The sequence below is a fragment of the Streptomyces sp. GL_148 genome, from assembly GCF_057834205.1.
The window spans coordinates 477,514-500,013 of sequence record NZ_CM174396.1 but is presented as its reverse complement, the minus strand read 5'-3'; the positions used below and the strand labels follow the sequence as shown (position 1 = coordinate 500,013).

The 22,500-nt window shown below is 72.7% G+C and carries 14 protein-coding genes; 5 read left to right on the top strand and 9 right to left on the bottom strand.

The window, feature by feature from the left end; genetic code table 11:
* The first annotated feature begins 8 nt into the window (after positions 1-8).
* From AC3IYI_RS02310 to AC3IYI_RS02300, 3 genes are all read left to right on the top strand, one after another.
* Positions 9-308, top strand: coding sequence for a hypothetical protein (locus tag AC3IYI_RS02310; RefSeq protein WP_489408598.1), 300 nt, complete (start codon positions 9-11; stop codon positions 306-308).
* Positions 309-787: 479 nt separating this feature from the next.
* Positions 788-1,597, top strand: a complete 810-nt coding sequence (locus tag AC3IYI_RS02305) for a serine/threonine protein kinase (RefSeq protein ID WP_489408597.1) — start codon at positions 788-790, stop codon at positions 1,595-1,597.
* Positions 1,594-3,033, top strand: a complete 1,440-nt coding sequence (locus AC3IYI_RS02300) for a serine/threonine-protein kinase (RefSeq protein ID WP_489408596.1) — start codon at positions 1,594-1,596, stop codon at positions 3,031-3,033. The genes AC3IYI_RS02305 and AC3IYI_RS02300 overlap by 4 nt, the downstream gene beginning before the upstream one ends.
* 66 nt (positions 3,034-3,099) lie before the next feature.
* Here AC3IYI_RS02300 and AC3IYI_RS02295 read toward each other — a convergent pair whose 3' ends face one another.
* From AC3IYI_RS02295 to AC3IYI_RS02285, 3 genes are all read right to left on the bottom strand, one after another.
* The gene (locus tag AC3IYI_RS02295; RefSeq protein ID WP_489408595.1) at positions 3,100-5,265 is read right to left on the bottom strand and encodes a serine/threonine protein kinase; all 2,166 of its coding nucleotides are present in this window, start codon (positions 5,263-5,265) and stop codon (positions 3,100-3,102) included.
* 121 nt (positions 5,266-5,386) lie between these two features.
* Entirely contained in the window at positions 5,387-7,786 is a 2,400-nt protein-coding gene (locus AC3IYI_RS02290; protein WP_489408594.1) for an outer membrane protein assembly factor BamB family protein, read from the bottom strand.
* Positions 7,787-7,824: 38 nt separating this feature from the next.
* The gene (locus AC3IYI_RS02285; RefSeq protein ID WP_489408593.1) at positions 7,825-9,852 is read right to left on the bottom strand and encodes a protein kinase domain-containing protein; all 2,028 of its coding nucleotides are present in this window, start codon (positions 9,850-9,852) and stop codon (positions 7,825-7,827) included.
* 392 nt (positions 9,853-10,244) lie between these two features.
* Here AC3IYI_RS02285 and AC3IYI_RS02280 point away from each other — a divergent pair, with 392 nt between their 5' ends.
* Positions 10,245-11,462: an alpha/beta hydrolase family protein gene (locus AC3IYI_RS02280; protein WP_489408592.1), complete on the top strand. Its 1,218-nt coding sequence runs from the start codon at positions 10,245-10,247 to the stop codon at positions 11,460-11,462.
* Positions 11,463-11,478: 16 nt separating this feature from the next.
* Here AC3IYI_RS02280 and AC3IYI_RS02275 read toward each other — a convergent pair whose 3' ends face one another.
* From AC3IYI_RS02275 to AC3IYI_RS02250, 6 genes are all read right to left on the bottom strand, one after another.
* Complete coding sequence (locus AC3IYI_RS02275) at positions 11,479-12,687, bottom strand: M4 family metallopeptidase (protein ID WP_489408591.1); 1,209 nt, start codon at positions 12,685-12,687, stop codon at positions 11,479-11,481.
* Positions 12,688-13,105: 418 nt separating this feature from the next.
* Positions 13,106-14,179: a trypsin-like serine peptidase gene (locus AC3IYI_RS02270; RefSeq protein ID WP_489408590.1), complete on the bottom strand. Its 1,074-nt coding sequence runs from the start codon at positions 14,177-14,179 to the stop codon at positions 13,106-13,108.
* A gap of 30 nt (positions 14,180-14,209) precedes the next feature.
* The gene (locus tag AC3IYI_RS02265; RefSeq protein WP_489408589.1) at positions 14,210-15,352 is read right to left on the bottom strand and encodes a trypsin-like peptidase domain-containing protein; all 1,143 of its coding nucleotides are present in this window, start codon (positions 15,350-15,352) and stop codon (positions 14,210-14,212) included.
* A 6-nt stretch (positions 15,353-15,358) separates the two neighbouring features.
* Positions 15,359-19,390 (bottom strand): AAA family ATPase, encoded by a 4,032-nt coding sequence (locus AC3IYI_RS02260; protein ID WP_489408588.1) that lies wholly within the window; start codon positions 19,388-19,390, stop codon positions 15,359-15,361.
* A 201-nt stretch (positions 19,391-19,591) separates the two neighbouring features.
* Positions 19,592-20,539: a hypothetical protein gene (locus AC3IYI_RS02255; RefSeq protein WP_489408587.1), complete on the bottom strand. Its 948-nt coding sequence runs from the start codon at positions 20,537-20,539 to the stop codon at positions 19,592-19,594.
* Between the two features lies 1 nt (position 20,540).
* A complete protein-coding gene (locus AC3IYI_RS02250) occupies positions 20,541-21,431 on the bottom strand; it encodes a DNA/RNA non-specific endonuclease (protein ID WP_489408586.1) in 891 nt (296 codons plus the stop codon).
* A 191-nt stretch (positions 21,432-21,622) separates the two neighbouring features.
* Here AC3IYI_RS02250 and AC3IYI_RS02245 point away from each other — a divergent pair, with 191 nt between their 5' ends.
* A complete protein-coding gene (locus tag AC3IYI_RS02245) occupies positions 21,623-22,477 on the top strand; it encodes a caspase family protein (RefSeq protein ID WP_489408585.1) in 855 nt (284 codons plus the stop codon).
* Positions 22,478-22,500: the final 23 nt, after the last annotated feature.

Below are 22,500 nucleotides of genomic sequence, written 5' to 3'. Positions count from 1 at the left end.
GCCTTCTCGTGCATCCGTTCAGCAGGCGCCAGCTGCTGCGCGCGGCCGGAGCGGGAGCCCTCGCGCTCCCGCTCACGGGCCGTGCCGCAGCAGCGGCCCCCGTCCCGGGTCCGGCGTCCCAGTGGGTGGGCGCCGGTTCCTTCACCCACGTCTACGACCCCTCCACGCCAGCGCACGTCTTCGCCGTCACCACCGAAGACAGGATGCGCACCCGCGTCCAGGATCGGCCGAGCGGCGGGTGGCGGCCGTGGACGGCCTTCGGCGACCGGACGGTCGCACCCGTCGTATCGGGCCGTCCCGCACTCTGAACCCGGAGTGCGGATCGCGCCACGCGAAAGGGGCGAAAGGGCGGTTCCGCGGGGCCGTGCCGCCTCCGGGCGCGGTGACCTTCCCCACCCCGGCAGGTCCCGTACGTGACGTCCGCGACCGGGGGGCGCCAGGGCCGATCCCGCACGGCCGACCGCGGTGGCGGTATGCCCGCGCTCGCTCGCCTGCGGCACGACAACTTCCCCTGAACCGCTCGCCAGAGAGTCGAAAACGACCCCAAACCGCCATCGCCGCACGAGCGTCGGAGTGGCCGGGGACACAGAGGGGAGCCGCCCGCGAGGAGAGGGCCGGCGAGCCTCCCGGCAAGGGGCTCGGAGAGCCTCCCGGGGCAGCCGGGGCGGGCTGTCCGACCCGACGGGCCGTCCCGGCCGAAGTGGCTGAAGTGCGCCGATGAACTCCCTTGAGAGATGAGTATTGTTCAACTCGTCGGTCCGGCACGACGCGTGGAACGGGGGGAGCGGTGAGCGGGGTGGTCGTTCATCTGCCGCAGGGGTGCAGTGGCGCCGACGACGGCGAACCGCACGGCGATGCGGTGACGTTACGGCTCGGACCGGGCGAAGTCGCCCGCTTCGGACGCGGATCCGCGAAGATCCCCGTGGAGCTCCGCCTCGCCGACGCGGCGATCTCCCGGCTCGCCGGGGAGATCCGCGTGACCGACGACCACTGGCAATTGACGAACCACAGCACCACCCACAGCTACCTCGTGGAGAACCCGGAGGGCGCCGGGGAGTACCTGAGGGTCCCGCCCCGCCGGGTCGGGGCACCCGTCCCGTTCGAGTTCTCGCGCGTCGTGCTGCCCACCCGCAGCGACGTCCCCGTCTCCTTCCAGGTGTTCGCTCCCGATCACGTCTACCTGGACCCGGAGGCCATGGGCGCCCCCTGGGGCCGCCTCACGGTCACCGCCTACTCGCTGGACGAGACGGCCACCTACTTCCTGGTACTCCTCGCGCTCTGCGAACCACGCCTGCGCGACCAGTCCCGCGTCGCGGTCCCCACCACGCCCCAAATAGTCGAACGGCTCAGGGGCCACGCCGCCTGCGCCACCCTGACCGCGCGAGCAGTCAGCTCGCACATCGACTACCTCGCCGAGGAGAAGCTGCGCATCGGCGCCTCGGACCCGCGCGAACCCGGCAAGGGCGACCGCCGCAACGGCAAGCGGGAGGAGATCGTCGGGCTCGCCCTGCGGTTCGGGCTCGTGCGGGAGGAGCACCTGACGCTGCTGCCACCCCTCACGGGGGCCGGCGGGCGAGAGCGGCAGACCGCGCGATGACGACGCCCCCCACCCTGCGCGACATCACGGAATGCGACGGTACGGACCTGCTCCCGCCCGGCCACCGGGTGCGAGGCTGGACTATCACCGACCTGATCGGGGCCGGAGGCTGGTCCACGGTCTACGCCGCACGGCCCGCCGACCGGTACCCGGACCGGACCGGCCGGGCCCCCGCGAACCCGTCCGCGGCACCCGCCGACATCGCTCTCAAAATCATGCCGACCGCCGGGTATGCCCCGCGCCAGACGCGCAGGATCGTGGAGTCCGCCCGCCGGGAGGTCGAACTGGGCGGCGGGGCCGGGCACGCGCGGCTGATCCGCCTCCTGGACTCCTTCGTCCTCGATGCACCGGACCGCCCCGCTCTGGACGGCGCGATCGTGCTGGTCATGGAGCGGGCCGCGGGCAGCCTGCGGGAACTCCTCGACGCCGGGGTGGCCGAGGCCGACCGCGCCCGGCTGATCGCGGGGATCTGCGAGGGACTCGCCCACCTCCACCGCTCGGGTTGGGTCCATGCCGACCTCAAGCCGGAGAACGTCCTGCTGGACGGCAGCCGCTGCGTGAAGCTCTCGGACTTCGGGCTCGCCACCCAGATGACGGGAACGTACGGGTACGCGCCCCCCATGGGCACCTTGGACTACCTTCCGCCCGAGCGCTGGCGGGCACCCCTCGGGGAGCTGGGCGTGAAGGTCCGGCCGAGTGCCGACATCTGGGCCCTGGGCATCATCATCCACGAGGTGTTCGGCTCCGGCGCCTCCCCGTTCTCCGGCGCCACGCCCATGGCGCGCGGCGCCGCCGTCCAGGAGTACGGCGAAGGGCGCGCGCCGCTGCGCATGGACCAGGCCGTGCCGCCGTTCTGGCGCGAGCTCGCCGCCGACTGCCTCGCCCCGACCCACGCGGCGCGTGCCCCGCACACAGCCGAGAGCCTGCTCGCCCGCATCACCGCCGAACAGGAGGCGCGCGGGAGGGGCGCGGGACGGCTGTGGGGCCGGGCCCGCGCCGCGATCCTCACCACCGCGTTCTGCGGGATCGCCGGTACGACCCTGTGGTCGGACGCGGCACGGGCGAGCTCCTCCGCACTGGACGGCCTGGAGGGCGCGGCGGCCGGCACGATCCGGGTGTTCAATGCGGAGAAGGCCTGCCAGGAGCGGGCCGACCGGGACCCGCAGTGCAGTCTGGGCCTGGCGATCGACCCGATGGGCCAGTACACCGCGGACAATGTCGTACCGTCCCGGGTGTGGCACGGCGACGTCCTCGCGGTCGACTGCCAGTTGCCCGACGGCCGGGCCATCATCGACGAGGCGGACCTGCAGTCCACCCGCTGGTTCCACGTCCGTCTCCCGCCCGGCTCCACACCCCCCACCGCGTGGCTCCCCGCCGTCCGCACGAGGGACCACCCGACGCTGCAGGGGTGCCCGCACCCCGCGACCGGGCGCTGACGCTCCCGGCCGGTACCGTCACGCAGGCCTGACCGAGTGAACTCTGGGCCCGAACAGCGGTGGACGTCAGTCGAGCGGTACGGCCGCGAGGCGATCGACGACCTGGGGGTAGAGCCGGTTGCCGCGCTGGACGATCATCGTCGGGCCGTCGGGCATGTTCACGGCGCCCGCGGCGAGCGTCCACGCGACGCGGCGGGCGGCGACGTCCACCGCCACGACCGCCTGGCCGGCGCCGCCGACCGCCGCGTAGAGCTCCCCGCGGAACGGGGCGGGAGCCGCCAGCATGGAGACGTACGCGCCCGGGTCGTGGGTCCACACCTTCTTTCCGGTCGACTCGTCGAACGCCTGGAGCGCCCCGTCCGCGACGTACACCGTGCCGTTCACGCAGACGGGCGCGCTCAGCAGCTTCGGGCCCTCCGGCTCCAGCTTCCAGGCCACCGCGCCCGTCATCAGGTCCACCGCCGTGATCCGTTCCTCGAAGTCGAAGACGTGGCGGTCCGAGGCGACCGGGCGATTGATGCCTCCCGACTTGTCCGGTGACGCCGCCTCCTGGTCGGTGCGGACCCGGCAGGCCCACAGGACGCGGCCGTCGCGCAGGTCGACGGCGAAGACGCGTGCGGGATCCGAGCAGATCAACCGGCCGCCGGAGATGACCGACGACATCATGAGGGAGCCGAGCGAGTCCAGGACGGCGCCCTCGATGCGCGTGCGCCAGCGCAGTTTCCGGGCGCCCAGCTCGTAGGAGAGCAGCCACGCCTGCTCCTGCTGTTGCCGGTCGCCGGATCTGAAGTACGCCTTGAGGTAGAGGCATTCGGCGTCCGCAGCCAGGAGCTGCGTGGTCTGGGTGAGATCGCCCAGGACGGCCGGGTTGGCCGCGTCGGCGGCGAGGTGGCCGGTACGCGGGTCCAGGTATCCCGCGCTCGCGTTGCCGTCGTCGTCGAAGACGAAGCCGACGAGCTTGTCGCCAGCCACGGCCACGTCGACCTTGGCGGTCTGGGTCTCCCACAGGATCCGGCCGTCGGCGGTCGAAATGCCGCGCAGAACGTCGCTCGTGTGGATCAGGACCTCGTCGGAGGCGACGGCCGGGGCGGCGGAGAACGGGGACGGAACCGACCACAGCGGGGCAGGAGGAGTGCCGGGCGGGCGGGAGGACCGGCCGGGGCCGGGCGCCGCAGTACGGTCAGCGGAGCCCGAACGGGGGCCCGAGCCGGGGAGGTTCCCGGTGGCCCAGAGCGCCGTGGCTCCGCCCACGGTGGTGAGCGCGGCGGCCGCCGCGCCCGTGATCAGGGTGCGCCGGGAGAGCGCGCGGCGCGGGGCGGGGGCGCGCAGCGGGGCGGTGGCGACGGTGGCGACGTCCCCGATCCGGCGGGACAGGTCGGCGAGGAGCGCCTGCGGCAGCAGCTCGGCGAACTCCCCGGGGTCGAACGGCCCCCACTCGTCGCGCAGTCGGCCGGGGGCGGGCCGGCCGCCGGGCTCCTGTGACAGGCAGGCGGTGAGCGTCTCGCGCAGCCCGTCCGGCAGGCCCGTCAGGTCGGGGTCGGCGCCGTCCCGCAGCAGTTCGAGGGTGCTCTGCCGGCCGCGGGCGTCGTAGGGGCCGTGACCGGACGAGGCGAACACCAGGACCGCCGCGAGGGCGAACACGTCGCCTTCCGGTCCGGGCGTTCCCCCGCGCGCCTGCTCCGGTGACATGTACGCCGGTGTGCCCGCGAGTCCCCCGGCCTCGGTGAGTCGGGGGCTGCCCGGGGCCTGGGCGAGCCCGAAGTCGATGAGGCGAGGGCCCTCGGCGGTGATCAGTACGTTCGACGGCTTGACGTCCCGGTGGACGAGCCCGGCACGGTGCAGGGCGGCGAGGGCGGCGGCGAGCGCGGAGCCGAGTTGGCGGACGACCGGTTCGGGCAGCGGGCCCCCGGTCGTCACCGCCTCGGCCAGCGAGGGCCCGATGAGGTACGCCGTGGCCAGCCAGGGCCGCGCCGTGTCGGGGTCGGCGCCGAGGAAGGTGGCGGTGTGCTCCGCTCCCAGGGCACGCGCGGCCTCGGCCTCCAGCGTCAGCCGCTGGCGGTAGCCGGGCTGGTCCCGCAGGTCGGACCGGATGGTCTTGACCGCGGCGAGGCGGCCACCGGCGGTGCGGGCCAGGAAGACGGTCCCCATGCCGCCGCCGCCCAGCCGGCCGAGGAGGGTGTACTCCCCGAGCCGCTCGGGATCGTCGGGCAGCAGGGGCAGGAGCGTGGACATGACCGGTGGACTCCTTCGGGGCGGCGGTCGTACCTGTGCGTGCGGGTGTGCGTGCCTGTGCGTGCGTGCGGGCGTGCGTCGGCGGGCGTGCGTACGTCGGCGGGCGGGGGAGGGCGCGGGGTCAGTCCGCCGGGAGGGCGACGACGGCGGACGGCCGGGCGACGAGCAGGGTGCCGGGGACCGCGGCGAGTTGGAACGGTTCCCGGGCCTCCACCCCCGCGAGCCCGGTCTGCCACAGCCGTTTGCCCGAGGGGATGCCGGTCGCGGTGACCTGGTGCAGGGTCGCGAGGTAGAGGGTGCGTCCGGAGGCGCTCGCGGTCATGCTCCCGAGCATGTTCCACGCCAGGTTCTCGGTGAGCGTCTGCTCCCACAGCGTCCGGCCGGTGTCCGGGTCTACGGCGACGATGGGGCCCGTGCCGTCGTCGGCCAGGTACAGGGTGCCGCCGCTGAAGAAGGGCGGGGCGTTGGTCCCGGCGACCAGGGCCTGCGACTCCCACAGTCGGGTGCCGGTCTTCAGGTCGTAGGCGTGGGCGCGACCGCCGGAGAGCAGGAACAGCCGTCCGCCGCCCGCGGGGTCCACCACGGAGGCAGGGCCGCCGTGCACGTCGGGGAAGGAGCGGTTCCAGAGCATGCGTCCGCTGCTCCGCTCGAAGCCCGCGATCGCGAGGGTCCGGACGGCCGTGACGTCTCGAAACATCTGCTGGGGTACCTGTACCTCCACGACGACCGTCTCGGGGCCGACGGTGGTGGCGAGTTCCGCGTTGCCGAATCCGCTCGGCAGCGGGGTGCGCCACAGCTCCGCGCGGTGGTCCAGGTCGAACGCCGCCAGCAGGTATCCGCCCGTGGGACTCCCGTCCGCCGTGAGCAGCCACGCGGTGGCGCCGTCGGCGGCGAGCACCCCCGCGAGCTGCTCGTTGCGCTGGAGCCACTGGGTACGGCCGTCGCGCATCGAGCAGAGCGACAGTCCCTCGCGCGTGGCCGTCAGGAAGCGGCCGCCGGGCACGTGGACGGGCGGGGTGCTGCCGCCGTCGGGCAGCTGCCACACCTCCTTGCCGGTGCGCAGGTCGTGCCCGTACAGGACATCGCCGCGCGTCATCAGGCAATGGTCGGCGCTGCTCACCGGGAGGAGCCGGATGCGGGCCGTCGGGTCGTCCAGGCGCCACAGGGCGCCTGGCGGCATGCCGGGCACGCGGGGGCTCGTACCGGAACCGCCGCCCGCCGCGGACGGCCCGGTGCGGCTGTCCTCTCGGGTCAGGGCGGACCAGGCGAAGGTCCCGGAGACCCCGAGGGCCGCTCCCGCCGCGCCGGTCAGCAGGCCGGACAGCAACCGGCGGCGGGTGGGCGGGCCCGGCGCGTCGGGGGTGGGCGGGGCCGGAACCGGGCCGGGGGCCGGGGGCGTCGCCGCCGCCAGGGTGGCGGGGTGCGGGGGCTCGTGCGCATCGGCGTCCGCCGGGGCCCGGTCGTCCGCATGCCCGTCCCCGTCCCCGTCCCCGTCTCCGCTCTCGTCCCCGTTCGCGTCCGCATCGGCGATCTCCAGGTCGGCGATCGCCTGCGTGCGTACGGCCAGTGCGGCGACGACCCGGCCGGGCAGCGGGTCCGGTGTCCGCTCCGCGTCCTGCCCGCCGGGTGCCAGCGTCCGGCACAGCTCCGCGGCGGTGGGGCGGTCCGTCGGGGAGGCGGCCAGCATCGCGGCCACCACCTCGCCCAGCTCCCCCGGCAGGTCGGGCAGTTCGGGCCGGTCGTGGAGGGCGCGGTAGGCCAGCACGGGCGGCGGCCCGTCCCCGAAGGGCAGCCGCCCGGTGGCCGTGTGGAGCAACAGCACCGCCAGGGAGTACACGTCGGCGGCCGTGGAGGAGGGCCGGCCCGCGGCCACTTCCGGGGCCATGAAGGCGGCGGGCACGGTCGACACGCGGCTGTGCGGTTCGGGCCCCCCGAACCCTGCGCCGGGTCGCGGCCCGCCACCCCGGCCACGCTCCGATGCCGGTTCGCGCGGTGCCGCGGACGGCATGCGGCAGGAGTGCAGCGCCATCAGCAGCGGGCGGCCCGTGGTGAGCCAGACGCCGTCCGGTGCCACGGCGCCGTAGCTGATGCCCCGGGCGTGCAGGGCGGCCAGGGTGTCGGCGACCTCCGCGGTGAGCCGCACCGATTGTTCCAGGGGCAGGATCCCGGACGCCGGGCCGGGCCGCCGCCCCACGTCGGAGAGGGACACGGCCGGGGTGTGCGCGAGGGCCACCCACGAGGGCTCGGTCCCGGTCCCGGTCCTGGTCGCGGTCCCGGTCCGCAGGTCCAGTACGTGCGGCACTCCCGGCACGGGCTCACGGTGCAGCGCCTCGGCCGCCTCGTACGCGGCCGGGGGCAGCAGGCACACCACGGCGTGCCCGTGGTCCCGGTCGCGGCCCACGTACATCCCGTTGCGCGGCGGCACCGGCCGGGGTCCGGGCCAGCGGGCCAGCAGCCGGTACGGCCCGGCCGACCGCGGGTCCTCGGGGCGCAAGTCCTCCTCCAGACGTCCGCCCCCCATGCGTTCCCCCCTCGTCTCGTGGCCCCGCTCGGGACCGGTCACATGCCCGGCAGGGCGCGGACGGCGCTGCCGCGCTGCCAGATCACGCTGCCTCCGGCGACCGCTCCCCGCCAGGGAACGTCGGCCCGGACCTCCCCGGCCGGGGCCGGTGCGAACACGTACTGTTCGGCCGCCAGCCCGCCGTGCACCACGAGGATGCCGAGCTCGGGCGTCCGCAGCGGTGCGAAGATCCCGGATCCCGCCACCAACGGGGCCTGGTCCTGGGCCAGTTCCTCGGCGGCCAGCACGGTCCAGGCGGGGACTCCGGTCTTCGCGTCGATGCTCCGGAGCTGGCGGCCGTCGGCGACGTACACGGTGTCGCCGGCGGGCGTGGGCACGCCGAAGCCCGCGCTGTCGTCCGCGGGCAGGGTCCACAGCTGTTCGCCGTGCTCCCGGTCCAGGCAGGTCAGCGTCCGGTCTCCGGCTCCGCCCAGCAGCACTCCGCGCGCGGACAGGGCCGTCCGCGAGCCGTCGGTGCCGGCGGGGCGCCGCCACACGGAGCCGCCGTCGGCAGCGGACAGGGACACCACCCCGCCGGCGGCGGAGGCCAGGAGCACCCGCCCGTACCCGGCGGCCGCCGAGAGCACCGCGCCCGACACGGGGACGGGCACGCGCCAGCGCACCCCGCCGTCCGCCCGCTTGAGCGCGACCAGGCGGCCGTCGGCGTCGAGGACGTACACCTGGTCCTCGTCGGCGCCGAGCAGCTCGGTCACCCGGTCGCGCGCGCGGTGGCGGACCGTACCGCTGCCGGGGTCCAGGAACAGCAGGGCGCCGTCCGGGTCCAGGGCGGCGGGTCGGCGGCCACCGACGAGGTCGCGCACCACCGGTCCGCGCCAGCGCCGTTCGCCCGAGACCGGATCGTGGAGGAGGAGCTCGCCGCCGCCGTCCGCGAAGCACACCCGGCCGTCGACGTCGACCGGCCCGAAGGCCGGCCGCGCCGCGGCGCCGTCGTACGACCACAGGGGCTCCGGCACCGTGCCGGGCGGGCCGCTCCAGCGGGGGGCGGGGGTGCGGACCGGGCCGTCGTCCTCCTGGAGGGTGCGCAGGGCGGTGGCACCGGTCGCCGCGAGGAGCACGGCCGCTCCGACGGCGGTGAGCACCCTGCGCCGGGTGGGCAGCCGCGGGTCGGCGCCCAGGGCGGCTGCGGCCCGTGCGATCTCGGCGGCGTCGGCGAGCACCGTGGGCGGCAGCCAGCGGGTGGCGGCGCGCAGGGCGGCGCCCTCCGGGTCGAGTTCCGCGGCCACCTCCGCGGCGGCGGGCCGGTCTTCCGGCTGCTTTTCGAGGCAGCCGCGGACCACGGGCGTCAGCTCGGCCGGAACGTCGGTGAGGTCGGGGGCCTCGTAGGCGATGCGGAAGTCCGAGCGGACCGGGTCTCCGTCGTAGAAGGCGTGCCGGCCGGTCAGCGCGAAGACGAGCAGCGCGCCGAGGCAGAAGACGTCGCTCGGCGGTCCGAGGGGACCCTTCACCACCTGCTCGGGCGACATGTAGCCGGGCGTTCCGGGGCGCTGCCCGGTCGCGGTCAAGGTGGCGTCGCCGGTCACCCGGGCGATGCCGAAGTCGACGACGCGGGGGCGGTCGGCGCCGAGGATGACGTTCGACGGTTTCAGGTCGCGGTGTACGACTCCGGCCGCGCCCAGGGCCGTCAGGGCCCGGCCGAGCGCCCCGGCGAGGACCCGCACGGCGGGCGCGGGCAGGGGGCCGTGCCGTAGTACGGCGGCGGCGAGGGTCGCGCCGGGGACGAACTCGGCGGCGATCCAGGGCACTTGCTCGGCGGTCGAGGAGCCGAGCACGTTGGCGACGAAGGGGCTGCGGACCGCCGCCGCGGCGGCGGCCTCGCGGGTGAACCGCTCGCGCAGGTCCGCGTCGCGGAAGAGTTCGGGCCGGATGGTCTTGAGGGCGACCGGACGCCCCCGGCGGCGGGCGAGGTAGACCGTCCCCATGCCGCCGGCCCCGAGCACCCCCAGGATCCGGTGACCTCCGAGCTGCGCGGGCGTACCGCCCGGCAGCGGGGCGATCACTGGTGTCATGCCGTTGATCGTATGCGTGCGGCCGTCAAGCATCGTTGGTATCAACAAAGTTGACGTATCCCCGGCTGGGCGGGGGTGCACCTCGGCCGCGCCGGCCGCGCCGGGCGCGCGGAGGCGGGGGACCCTTGGCGATGGACCTGGTGCGGTTCGCGGCGTTGATCCGCGTCCCTGTGGCGAGGTGTGGGACCGCGAGCCGAGGCGATCGTAGTGCCTGGCTACCGGACGACATCGCTGACCGCATCGGCCCCGGGGTGTAAACCCCTGGGCCTATGCCATCGCCTGTTGTCAATCGGTGAGCCGATGCCGTGCGGGCGGGCGCGTGACAGCGTTTCCGTGTGCCCACGGATCGGCCGTAGCAGCACACTTGACGATGTGTCACCACTGGAGGACCCATGACCACCGCACCGTTCATCAGCCGCGAGGGCGTGACGCGCCGCCGCATGCTGGGAGCCGCGCTCGCCGTAGGTGCCGCCGTTCCGCTGGCTGCCACCAGCCCCGCGTGGGCCGCCCCGGCTGCGGCCGTCCACGCCTCGAAGCGGCTCACGCTGCCCGCGCCGACCGGGCCGCACCCCGTGGGTACGGTCCAGTTGCACCTCGTCGACCGGTCGCGCCCGGACGCCCTCGCGGGTCCCGGGCACTTCCGTGAGCTGATGGCCACCGTCTGGTACCCCGCCCGGGACGTCCGGCGCTACCCGGTGGCGCCCTGGATGCCGGCCGGGGCGTTTCAGGCGTTCGTCGACGACGCCGGGTTCAGCGATCTGGCCTCCCTGGGGCCGCTGACCGCCGGTCACGTGGGCGCTCCGGTGCACAGGTCGGGCCGGCGGCTGCCCGTGGTCGTGTTCTCGCACGGCGCGCACAGCCACCAGGGCGACCACACCGTCATGGTGCAGGAGCTCGCGAGTCACGGATATGTGGCTGTGACGATCGCGCACCAGTACGACACGTACACCGAGTTCCCCGACGGCCGGGTCGCCGTCCCGCTCCAGGACAGGCAGGCGCCGACGCGGCCGGGGGACTTCGCCGCCGACCTGCGCTTCGTCCTCGACTGCGTCGAGCAGATCGCCGCGGGGTGCAATCCGGACGTCGACGACACGAGGCTGCCGGCCGGGCTGCTCGGCTCCCTCGACCCGCGGCGCATGGGCGCGTTCGGCTGGTCGAAGGGCGGTACGGCCACCGCCTGCGCCACGCTCGCGGACGAGCGCATCCGGGCCGGGCTGAGCCTCGACGGCCCGATGCAGATGAACCCGCCGCTGGCCGGCGACCTGGACCGGCCGTTCATGATGATGTCCGCCGAGTTCAACCGGGCCGCGGATCCCGAAGTCGCCGCATTCTGGTCGCATCTGCGAGGCTGGCGGCTGGACATCCAAGCCGAGGGAGCCGCCCACATCTCCTACGGCGACAACGAGGCACTGTTCCCGCAAGTGGCGAAGCTGTACGGATGGACCGGGCAGCAGCTCCAGGACGTGATCGGCACCCTCGATCCCGACCAGGCGGTGAAGATCCAGCAGGCCTACCCGCTCGCGTTCTTCGACGAGCACCTGCGCCACCGTCCGGGCCACCTGCTCGACGGGCCGTCCCCAGCCTTCCCGGCAGTGACGTTCCTTCCCTGAGTTGCGCGCTCACCCTTCACTTGGTTGCTTTCAGCGCGTTCACGTCCTTGGCCAGTGCCGTCACCTTGGCGCTCAGTGCCCCCAGTTGCCTGGTCAGGGCTGCCAGGCCGTCCTGCCGGCCCGAGCTGCCGTTCTCGGCCGCACGGCTTCGTGCTCGGGCGGGCCCGGTCGGGACGCCATTGATGGAGATTTCCACCTCCTGCCAGGCCGCCAGCACGGCCGACTGTTCGGCGCTGCCGACGCCGAACAGTTCACCGGCCTTCTGGAAGGTGGTGTGGGCGAAATCCTGGAACTGGGCCTCGGCGCCGGAGACTTTGAGCGATTCGTACCAGATGGGTCCGGCCGCCTCCCATGCGAATCCTCCGATGCCTACGGCTGTCAGGAAGAACGCCTTGTTCGGAATGCCGGAGTTCAAGTGCACCCCGCCGTTGTCACCTTCCTCGGTGTCGGGAAGGTGGACGAATTTGCTCATGCGGTCGGGCTGGGGGTCCTTGCCGAACAGTGGATTGTTGTATGCGTGCCCCGGTGCCTTCATCGATCGCAGGGCGTCGGCATCGATTCCGGGGGTCCACACGTCGGCGCCGATGAGCCAGTCCGCCTCCTCGGCCGTCTGCTTCAGCGACCACTGCTTGACCAGCGACCCGAAGACGTCCGAAAGCGACTCGTTCAGGGCGCCGGACTGATTGTGGTACTCGAATCCGGAGGTGTGCTCCGTGACTCCGTGCGTCAGCTCGTGGGCGATCACGTCGAGGGATCCGGTGAGGTCGCCGAGCACCTTTCCGTCTCCATCGCCGAAGACCATTTGCCGTCCGTCCCAGAACGCGTTGTTGAACTTCACGCCGAAGTGGACGTACCCCTCCAGGCGCATCCCCCGGCCGTCTATCGAATCACGCTGGAACACGTCCTTGAAGAAGTCGCGCGTCAGGCCGAGTCCGTCGAATGCCCGGTTGGTGGACTCGTCGACGGACTCCGGTCCGTCTTCCGACCTGGCGAGGACGGCGGTGGGGAGGAAACTTCCCTCCTGGCAGTCGAAGACGGTGCGCCGGCCGTTACCGGGGGCGGCCGCGCCGGTGAAGGACGCCCGGACCTCGCGCTGACCTCGCAGGCGAGCAGTGGTCAGCATGGTGTCCAGGGCGGCCTGGCGCACCTCGACGTGTTCGCTCTCCAGGAGCCTTCTGAGGAGGTACGGGGGGATGATGCAGTTGAGTCGTGAGGTCCTGCTCATAGGACACCTCATGGAATCAGAGGGCCGACCGTTGAATGCGGCGTTGCCACAGGTCCCAGTGGGCGTGGCGGCAGCGGGAGAAGCGTCGGCGCCGACCAGCCCCGTTTCCGGAGGGGGCGGGGGCCACGCTCATGTCACCAGTCTCCGGCCGCCCGTGGCGACCGGCAAACGCAAGGCGAGGCGCACCCCTTCACCCGAGCGGACTGGCCCCCTACCCGCTTGAGCGGGCCTTCTCCAGGAGCTCCAGGTAGGGCGTCTCGGCCGTGGAGCCACGTACCGGCGAAAGACCGTACCGGTTGATGATCTCTTCGTTCGCGTAGGGCTTTTCGGGAGTACGACTCCAGCACCGCCCTGTATACCTGCATAGGCGGCGAGCACGACGGCGAACCCATCACCACGAAGTGAACGCGGAGCCGCGCTATACCCAGTTGACCTCGGCCCGCTCCAGCAGCGGGTCGTCGGTCAGCTGGAACAGCGGCACGGCGAAGTTGCCCGACCTGAACCGGCCGCCGAAGTGGAGGCCGAGCACCCGGTGGTCGGCCAGGTCGAAGACGGGGGAGCCGCTGTTGCCACCGAGCGTGGAGCAGTCGTGCGTCATGGTGAATCCCGGCCCGTCCGGGACCAGCGCCGTCGCCGTGCCCGGCTGCAGCCGCTTCACGTTGTAGATGTCCATGAAGATGCGGCTCATGGCCTCGGGTTCGTTGCGGCGGCCGTCCGCCGCCGGGTAGCCGACCACGTACACGGGCCGGCCTTGCAGGTCCGGCGGAGCGTCGGCAGCGACCGGTAGCGGCGTCGGCAGCGGCCCTCCTCCGCCCGCTGTCGGGGACACCCGGAGCAGTGCCATGTCGACGTCCCGGTGAATGCCGATGATCTCGGTGACCTTGAACTCGAACGATCCGTCCGTGGCGGGCGCGCCGAGTTCCTCGGCGGTGTCGATGCGCGCACCCATGCCCTGGCGGAAGGTGAACCCGCCCTCGCCGTCCGCACGGCTGAACTCGGCCGCGACATGGCGGTTGGTCATCACGGCGAACGGCGAGACCAGGAACCCCGTGCCCAGCCAGTCCAGTCCCGCGTGGCCGGAGACCTCCACCCGGCCGACCCGCTCGATCGACGCGCGGATGCCCGGCCGCTGCCCGTCCAGCAGGGCCCAGTCGCCCGGCTGCGAGGCGAAGTCCTGGCCCTGGACCAGGATCGCCGGGCGGCCTTCGAGCAGGACGATCGCCTCCACCCCGAAGTACTCGTCCGCGTCGACGTCGCCCCTGCGGCCCGCCGCCAGCTTCTCCAGCCCGCGCACCCCGGCCTCCAGCACCCTGGCCCGCTCCTCCCGGGCGGCGCGGCCGATCCGCGCGGCCGCCTCCTGCTCCCGGGGAAGCTCCTCGGCGGACTCGGGGATCTCGGCGTCCAGCCCCTTGCGTACGCGTGCGGCCACCTCCAGCAGATCCTCTCGGAAGACCTGCTCGGGCCCGGTCGCCACCGGTGATCCACCGCGCATCTCACACCTCCTGTGATCGGGCCCGTCGCGTCAGCGCGACTGGGCCGCAGTGATCTCGTCGTGGACCTGAGGGTTGTGTTCCCGCAAGTGCCGCATGATGGCGCTCAGTTGCGTGCCGACGTTCACGAAGGCCGTGCTCTTGCCCTGGAAGCTGACGTCCGTCACGCGCCGCGTGCCGCGGTGCAGGGCCACCACCGTCCAGTCGTCGGTCAGCACGGGCGAGCCCGAGGAGCCGCCCCGGGTGTCGGTGAAGTAGCGCACGTCCATGTCGTCCGCCTCGAAGGCGAGGTTGTTGCGCAGCGCGATCCGCTTCGGCTCCCCACCCGGGTGCTGAATGATGTTCAGTGCCACCGGGGTGTCCTTGGCCACCGCCAGCGGTGCGGTGGCGACGCGGAGGAAGGGGCGGGGCGGGGCGCCGGGCGGGACGCCGGTCAGGCGCAGCACGGCGTAGTCGAGTTCCTCGTCCCAGGCCACGAGTTCGCTCGCCTGTGTCTCCTCGGCGTTCGTGTCGTCCTCGCTCAGGTAGTCGAACCGGGAGCGTGATCCCTGGGCCTGGAGCCGGAGGTCCGACGGGTCCGCCACCTGCTGTTGGCCGTCGGTGCGCTTGCGGGCGTTGACCACGTGGTGGTTGGTGACGAGGAGGTCGGGGGCGATGAGCCAGCCCGTGCCGCTGTGGGGCAGCGCCACCGGCTGGAGCAGGGCGCCCCCCTGGTACGGCAGCACCTTGATGCGGGCGACCGAGGAGCCGGCCAGCGCTCCGCCGGTCAGGAAGCCGAAGGGCACCGTGTCGTCCCGGAAGATGACCTCTTCCTTGGTTTCCCCGGTGGGGACGTCGGGCGCCACGTCGGGCTCGCCGGCCGCGTCGCGCGCCACCCGGTCCAGTGCCTTGAGGATCACGTCCCGGGGGGCGGCGTCGGTGAGCTGGTCGGCGGCGTTGCGGAGCCAGACGGCCAGCGGAACGGTGCCGTCGACGAGCCGCTCCACGCGGTTCATCTCGTTGAGGTCCGAGTGGACCTGTTGGAGGGGCGCCGCGATGAGCGGCAGCGAGCCGATGTACTTGGGGAGGATTCCCGCGAACAGCAGTCTCCGCAGTGCCGGGTCCGTCAGTCCCGCCTCCACCGCCGTGTCCCGCAGCTGTACGACGTCGTCCTGGGAGAGATACGTGTCGCTCATGGTCGATCAGGCCGCTCGGTGGCCGTTCCCTTCGGCTGGACTCTCTGCTGAGGGGTTCGCCTCGCCCGGCTCCGAGGCGACCGGCCGCGTGCCCGTGGCTACGGCCGGGCTGGGGGCGCCGACCGGGCTGGGGGTGACGGCAGGGCCGGGGGCGCCGGCGCCCATCGCCGCTGCCACGCCCGAGGCGAGCTCGCCGCTCCGGTCGTCGAGGGCCAGGAGGCGCCCGGCGAGCCGGTCGAGCGTCCCGAGCCGGCGCGCCTCCCACAGCATGCCCTGCACCCCCTGGTGGGTGACCCCGGTCGCGGACCGAGGGACGGCAGCAGAACGGTCGGGCGAGCCGGCGGAGTCCTCGAGGAGTCGGAGCAGCGGGGCCCGCAGCTCGGGCCGGCCGGCCACCACCCGGGCGATCGCCTCACCGAGTATGTCCAGGACCCCGTCCTCGGTCTCGGGCAGGCCCACGACGTGCAGGGCGTGCTCCAGGATCCGCGGGTGGTCGTGCGAGACCTCGGCGACCGCGGCACGCACCAGGGCGGGCTGCCGGACGAGGTCCGCGTCGGGCAGCCGCCGCAGTCGCTCGGCGAGCCTGCTTCCGGCCTCCGGACCGTTTTCCTCGGTGCGGGACGCCAGCTGTGCACGGGTCAGCAGGGCGCCCAGCGCCTCGAAGTCCTTGCCCAGGCCCGTGGCGATCTCCTCGGCCTCGGCGAGGTCGTCATCGGCCTCGGCGAGGTCGCCGTCCGCCTCGGCCAGCCGCGCCGAGACGAGGAGCAGCTCCAGCTGCAGTCCGGGGAAGCCGTCCTCATCGGCGCGCTCCACGGCCGCGTCGGCCGCCGCACGGGCTTCGGTACGACGGCCCAGCCGGTCCAGGATCTCGACCCACAGCGGGTGCAACGGGCTGCCGGAGGTCCACGGGCGCCGCCCCTCGATCCGGGCGGCGGCCGCGTCGGTGTACCCCTGCGACAGCAGGTTCTCGACCTCGAGGGCTGCGATGCGCTCCCAGTCCTCCTGGTCCGCCTCCGCCATCACCTCGTCCGGGGTGTGGCCGCCGAAGCGCCCGGCGAGGTACGCGGCGGACCGCCCCGCCATGTCTTCGTCGGCGCCGACGAGGAACCGCTCGATGCCGGGCAGCCAGCGCAGCTCCACCTCGCGGGGGCTCTCGTTCAACCGCAGCCGGTGGTAGACCTCCTCGGCCCGCGGCTCCAGGCCTTCGCGTGCCGCGTAGTACGCGACGGCGCGCCGCCCGACCGCCCGCATCACGTCCGCACGGGCGCGGTCGGCCAGCCGCAGCATGATGGCCCGCAGATCGGCCCGGTGGCGTACGGTCCCCGGGCCGGCGGACTCCACCAGGTCGAGCCGGGAGAACAGCTCGAAGAGGCGCTCCGCCTCCAGGTCGCAGTCCACCGTCAGTCCGCACGGACCGGCGAGGACTTCCCTGATCAGTCCGGGGGTGATGGTCCGCAGTGCCATTCCGGCCTGCGCCAGAGCGCGGACGTCCTGGTCCCCGATGCGCCTCAGGATCCGCTCGTAGAGGGTCCCCTGGATGAGCATCTGGTCGACCTTGCGGAAGAAGTGGCGGCGCCGCCGGGGCAGGCTCTCGATCAGTTCGTTCAGCGATTCGGCCCGGTCGCCTTCCTGCTCGGCCGCCCGCGCCGCCAGCTTGAGGCTCAGGGGATTTCCGCCGACGCGGTCGGCGAGCTTCTCGGCAAGCTGTTCGTCGCTCACCCCGCAGGAGACGAGGAGGGCCACGGAGGCCTCCGGGCCGAGGTCGTTCAGCTCGATGGTCAGGGGCTCCACCAAGCGGGCCGGATGCTGCTTCAGCAGCCGCCCCGCGACGACGGTCCGCAGCCGCGGGTGCACCTTCTGGAGCGCCGACCAGAGACCCCACATGCGGCCGAGCTCCGGGGAACCGCTGTACTGGGCCTCCTCGAAGGAGTCGATCACGAGAACCAGAGGCGGTTGCTCCTCCGCGGGCACCCCCACCGCCTGCACGACGAGCGTCGCGAGCTGCGCCGCCAGCATGCCCTCGCGTGCCGAGGCCAGGGCGTGCACCCCCGACTGGGAGAGCCGCGCCATCGTCGCCCGGGTGGTGGCGAGCTCGTAGAGCTCGTCGACCGTGCCCTCCTCGGCCCGGTGGAGGCCGACGGTCTCCTCGCACGCATGCGCCAGGGCGTCGAAATCGGCCTGGTGCTCGGGGTACTGGACGCTGAGCTGCCGGGCCATCTCCGCGATCAGGGTGGCCGGTTCGTGGGCCGAGAGGGTGGGCCGTTCGAAGTCGACGTACGCGAAGGGGAACGCGGTGGGGAAGTCGCGCAGGCTGTCCCGGAGGAACGTCGCGAGCAGGGTGCTCTTGCCGACGCCGCTCAGCCCGTGGACCAGCACCGGCCGCTTCGTGCCGGCGGCGACCGCCCGGGTGAACTCGTCCTGCAACGGCGTGGGCAGTCCGATGTAGGCGCGCAGTCGGGCGAGTTCCTCGCCGCGCCCCTGGAAGGAGCTGCGTCCGAGGCGTTCGAGGGGCTGCATCAGCCGCGCCCGGTCGAGTAGCCGCTGGACCTCCGTGCTCTCGGGGATGCCGGTGATGCCCGGGATCTGTGCGAGCCACAACACCGCCTGCAGCGTGTGCGGCAGCTCGTCCAGCTTCTGGTGGGCGAGTTTCGGGGGCGTGCCGTCGAGGTAGGCCAGTGCGATGCGTTCCGGGCCCAGGCCGGGAGGGATCTGCTCCAGGTTGGCCAGCAGGGCGCGGCGGGCCCCTTGCGGACCGGCGAAGCCGCCCAGCGCCGTGTCGCGGACCTCCGACTTGAGAACCCAGGTGACGGTGTTGCGCGGGCCGACGGCCCTGCAGTCGCGCAGCAGCTCCACCCCGGCCGCCCCGGAGGGCTCCACCTCACCGGGCAGCTTCAGCCGTGCGGGCTCGAACCGGCTCATCAGGGACGCCGCTTCCCGGTAGGCCTTGCGCAGGTCCGACACGTCTGCGGGGCCGGGGGAGGCCGCGGCGGTGCTCAGCTGCTCGCTCAGGCGCGCGCCGAAGTCCTCGCCGGGGGCGAGCGCGCCGTAGAGGCGGACCGACGCCGCTGCCGCCGTGCAGATCTTGCGCATGTAGCCGTCCGGGCCGCAGGCCTCACAGGCCTGCAGAACGGCGGGGACGGCCGTTTCCACGAGGGTGGAGATCCGCTGGACGTCCGGGGGACCCGAACCCTCGGTGAAGAACTGCCGGAAGAACTCGCGCAGATCGTCCGGGCCGAACATCCGGGCGGTGTCCCTGACCTCGTTCTTGCGTATCTCGTACGGGAGCTGGCGCATCGTCGGCGAGTACCCGAGCAGTACCAGCCGGGGCGGTACGTCCGGCGGCGCCGGCCTCTGCTGGTGGATGGTCAGGGCCAGCTTGCCGATGCAGTCCCAGACGTCGGAATTGACGTCGAGCTCGTCGCAGTCGTCCAGCACCAGCCAGTACCGCCCGTGCGCGGTGGTGGCCTGGCTGACGATGCGGTGCACCGCCGCATCGATCTCAGGTAGTGGATCGTTCAATTGTGTCGGATTCAATGGCGCGAGGGGCGTGAGGGCCGGGTCCGAGAGCGTCGGTGGGACCGTGACCGGGTCCGCGACGCACTCGGTGAGTCGCTGGACGAGCTGCTCGGCGGTCGAGGTCCGGCTCAACGTCACCCGCACCGGGCGGAAATTGCAGTGCTCGCCTATGTGCCGGATCAGTTTGTAGCTGTAGGAGCGCCCGCTGCCCGGTTCTCCGTCCACCACCAGAACGGTCTTGTCGGGATTCTCGAAGAATTCGCGGAGCCGCTTCCTGAAGTCCGCCCGGTCGATGAACACCTCGCCGCCGTCGCCGAGCACGCTGCTGAGGAAGAAGTCCTGGGGCGAAATGTGCAGCCGTACGGCCTCCTCCAGCTCGCTCTTGAGACGCTTGGCCTCCTCTCCGGCCGGGAGGGTGTCGAGCGTGGCCATCCGCACGAGCGTGCTGAGGAGCAGGAGTTGGGTTTCGACGCCGCTGTTCCGCACGGCCTCGACCAGGGCGACCGAATTTTCGGCGCTCACGTAATTCAGTGGGATTCTGCTCACGAACTCGGGTGAGAATCCGAACTGGATCAGCTTGGGTCGGGGTTCGCCGGAAATGAAGAAGTGGTCCCGCACCAGATCGGTGACGAGTCCCCATTCGGTATCCTTGGGAGACATACCGCACCTGCACAGCCGCCGTAGCGGAGCGGAAAGACGGACTGCCTGATACCTGCCATGGTTTCACTCGGCCCGGTCACGCGCAACGCGGCCGAACAGGGTGCTCACCTCCTGCTGGACGGGCGCGCTGCGCAGGTACTCGGTGATGCCGTGGTGGTTGTCGCTGCCGTTCCTGACCAGGTGGTCAGTGATGAGGCCGGGCGGGTCGTACTCGGGCCGCAGCCAGTGGTCGAGCGCCACCAGGTCCCGCAGGTCCGAGACGTTGGACCAGGCGGCCACACCCGCCGGGACCGCCGTCGGGAGCGCGAGCCGGTCCTGGACCTCGGTGATGCCGAGAGGCGACCCCACACTGACGAACAGGGTGACGTCCCGTCGCTCCTCGCGGAGCACCTCGTACGCGATGACCGAGCCGAGGCTGTGCCCCAGCACGATGAGCGGCCCGTCGCGCACGTCGGCCAGCTCGCCGCGGACGACCTCGCGCATCGCCTCGCCGACGCCGCCGAAGAAGTACGCGTACACGTCCTCGAAGGTTCGCTTCACGAGCAGCTCGAAGACGGGTGCGCGCATGAAGAGGGGCAGCGGCAGCGCCTCGGCCAGGTCTGATGGGGCCGGTGCGGGCGCCGCGCCCTCGGCCCGGCCGAGGGTCTCGGCCGAGTACGTCATCTTCGCCAGCCAGTTCGCCAGTTGCTCCTCCCCGACCTGCGCCGACCGTCTCCCCGGCGCCGGACCTGCCTTCCGGCGCGCCTCGCGGAGCGTCTGTTCGATGAACTCCTCCGGAGTCCGTGGCACCCCCGCGTCCGGGAGTTCCCGGACGGGCGGCGGGCCGCCGGACAGCGGGTCGGGCTCGTCGTCGGGCAGGGGGGTGCCGTACCGGACCGGCGCCCAGTAGGCCATCCGCGACGCCGCGCCCATGTCGGCGGCGAACAGTGCCCTGTCCCACTGGGACTTGAGCAGGTCCTTGCGGACCTTGTTCCCGTTTCCGTGGACGTAGACGACGGTGGCGGCGACCATCTCAGCTGTCCAGGACCACGTCGTCGTAGCTCTCCAGTCGCTTCCAGCGCTCCGCGGGTGCGCGGGTGACGGGCATGAGGTCAGCGGCCGGCAGCGGCCCGAAGTCGAGGCCGGTGAGCTCGACGATGTCGGTGACGGGCACCTGGAACGTGCGGAACGGGCCGAGCGGTGGCGGATCGCCGGGCTTGGCGCCCGCCATCGCCCGCTCGCGGTCCCGGCTGAGGTCGGGGCTCTGGTCGAGGATGTACCCGGTCGAGGCCAGTCGGCCGTTCTGGACGAAGGCGGCCACCTTCCAGAACCGTAGCGGCACCTGGATGCCCCGGTAGGGCGGGTCGGAGTCGTGCAGTACGGGCCCGGTGAAGACGGACAGCTTGCGGTCGAACCGGGCCGCGTGGTCCAGCAGATGGTTCTCCAGTCCCTGCCACAGCTCTTTGCCCTGGTTGAAGACGTCCTGCTGCGGGGCCGCGTTGGTGAAGTGGAAGGTGTCGATGTTCGCGCGGTCGGCCTCGGCCGCGGCGCCCCAGACCGGGTCCAGGCGGCGGACCAGGTGCCCCCGGTCCAGGGAGTTGTCGCGGTAGATGTCGTTGCCGGCCTGCTGGGTCTCGGGTACGCGGGGGTCGAAGCCCCAGTTGTCGTCGCGGGGTACGTCCTCCACGAGCTGCTCGCCGTCGATGCAGACGGCGGTGGAGGCGGCCAGCCTGCGGTCGGGGCGCAGGACGACGGTGAAGTGGGTGTAGGGGAGGACCACGGTCTCGATCCCGTTCCCGGCCGGCAAGGGGAGCGGGACGACGGCACCGAGGAAGGACTCGTCGTAGCCGGTGCGATCGGCGAGGGAGTCCTGCCGTGCCTTGGCGCCCGCAGCCCGGTCGGGTGGCGTGTCAATTGCGTTCATATGATAGCAATACCGCACGCAAGTGATCATTTACGGTGCGATGCGACGGGCCACCCGAACGGCGGCCCTCCCGCCGGCTCCCCCCGACAGGCCCGATCGGGCGGCGTCCCCAACACCCCGGTTCAGGCGGCGGCCGCCGCGGAACCCATGCTGTCGACCCCCCTTTGCCCGCCACGCCCCGAGGAGTAGCCGTGCCCACTGGCCTGTCCATCCACATCGGTCTGAACAAGGTCGATCCCGCGGCGTACGACGGCTGGGACGGCAAGCTCCTGGCCTGCGAGAACGACGCCCGCGACATGGCCTCGGTGGCCCGGGCCGGCGGGTTCGACGACACCGTGATCCTGACCGGCGACGGCACGGTGGAGAACATCACCGGGGAACTGCGCAAGGCGGCCGGACGGCTCAAGAGCGGGGACATCCTGCTCTTCACCTACTCGGGCCACGGCGGCCAGATGGACAACGTCGTCGGCTCGGACGACGAGCCCGACCGGCTGGACGAGACGCTGGTGTTCTTCGACCGCCAGTTCCTCGACGACGAGCTGTACCGGGAGTTCCGACGGTTCGAGGAGGGGGTCAGGATCTTCGTCCTGCTGGACTGCTGCCACAGCGGCAGCGCCATCGAGTCCCTCCAGGGACTGCTCACCCCGGAGGCGCTGCAGTCGCAGTTCCAGACCCGTGACCCGGACAAGGTGGAGGCGGCGTCCCGGCTGATGCCGCTGCTCAAGCAGCAGGAGATCTTCGTCCGGGACCGGCCGTTCTACGAGGGCCTCCAGCGCGAACTCAAGGACGGCAACGGCGGCCGCCCGGCGCCCGGCGCCGTACTCATCGCCGCCTGCCAGGACAACCAGGTGGCGTCCGACGGAGACGTCAACGGACTGTTCACCGCGAACCTTCTCAAGGTGTGGGGGAAGGGAGCCTTCCTGGGCGACTACCGCACCTTCCACCGCGACATCCAAAAGCGCATGCCCGCCAACCAGAGCCCGAACTTCTACACGACGGGCAGCCCGTCGGACGGCTTCCTCAAGCAGAAGCCGTTCACCATCTGACACGGCTGTCGTCCGGCGGCCCC

What these genes read in the sequence shown, in the direction of transcription:
- AC3IYI_RS02300 (WP_489408596.1), top strand. Translation starts at nt 1,594, where the DNA reads ATGACGACGCCCCCCACCCTGCGCGACATCACGGAATGCGACGGTACG.
- AC3IYI_RS02295 (WP_489408595.1), bottom strand. Translation starts at nt 5,265, where the DNA reads ATGTCCACGCTCCTGCCCCTGCTGCCCGACGATCCCGAGCGGCTCGGG.
- AC3IYI_RS02290 (WP_489408594.1), bottom strand. Translation starts at nt 7,786, where the DNA reads ATGGGGGGCGGACGTCTGGAGGAGGACTTGCGCCCCGAGGACCCGCGG.
- AC3IYI_RS02285 (WP_489408593.1), bottom strand. Translation starts at nt 9,852, where the DNA reads ATGACACCAGTGATCGCCCCGCTGCCGGGCGGTACGCCCGCGCAGCTC.
- AC3IYI_RS02280 (WP_489408592.1), top strand. Translation starts at nt 10,245, where the DNA reads ATGACCACCGCACCGTTCATCAGCCGCGAGGGCGTGACGCGCCGCCGC.
- AC3IYI_RS02275 (WP_489408591.1), bottom strand. Translation starts at nt 12,687, where the DNA reads ATGAGCAGGACCTCACGACTCAACTGCATCATCCCCCCGTACCTCCTC.
- AC3IYI_RS02270 (WP_489408590.1), bottom strand. Translation starts at nt 14,179, where the DNA reads ATGCGCGGTGGATCACCGGTGGCGACCGGGCCCGAGCAGGTCTTCCGA.
- AC3IYI_RS02265 (WP_489408589.1), bottom strand. Translation starts at nt 15,352, where the DNA reads ATGAGCGACACGTATCTCTCCCAGGACGACGTCGTACAGCTGCGGGAC.
- AC3IYI_RS02255 (WP_489408587.1), bottom strand. Translation starts at nt 20,539, where the DNA reads ATGGTCGCCGCCACCGTCGTCTACGTCCACGGAAACGGGAACAAGGTC.
- AC3IYI_RS02250 (WP_489408586.1), bottom strand. Translation starts at nt 21,431, where the DNA reads ATGAACGCAATTGACACGCCACCCGACCGGGCTGCGGGCGCCAAGGCA.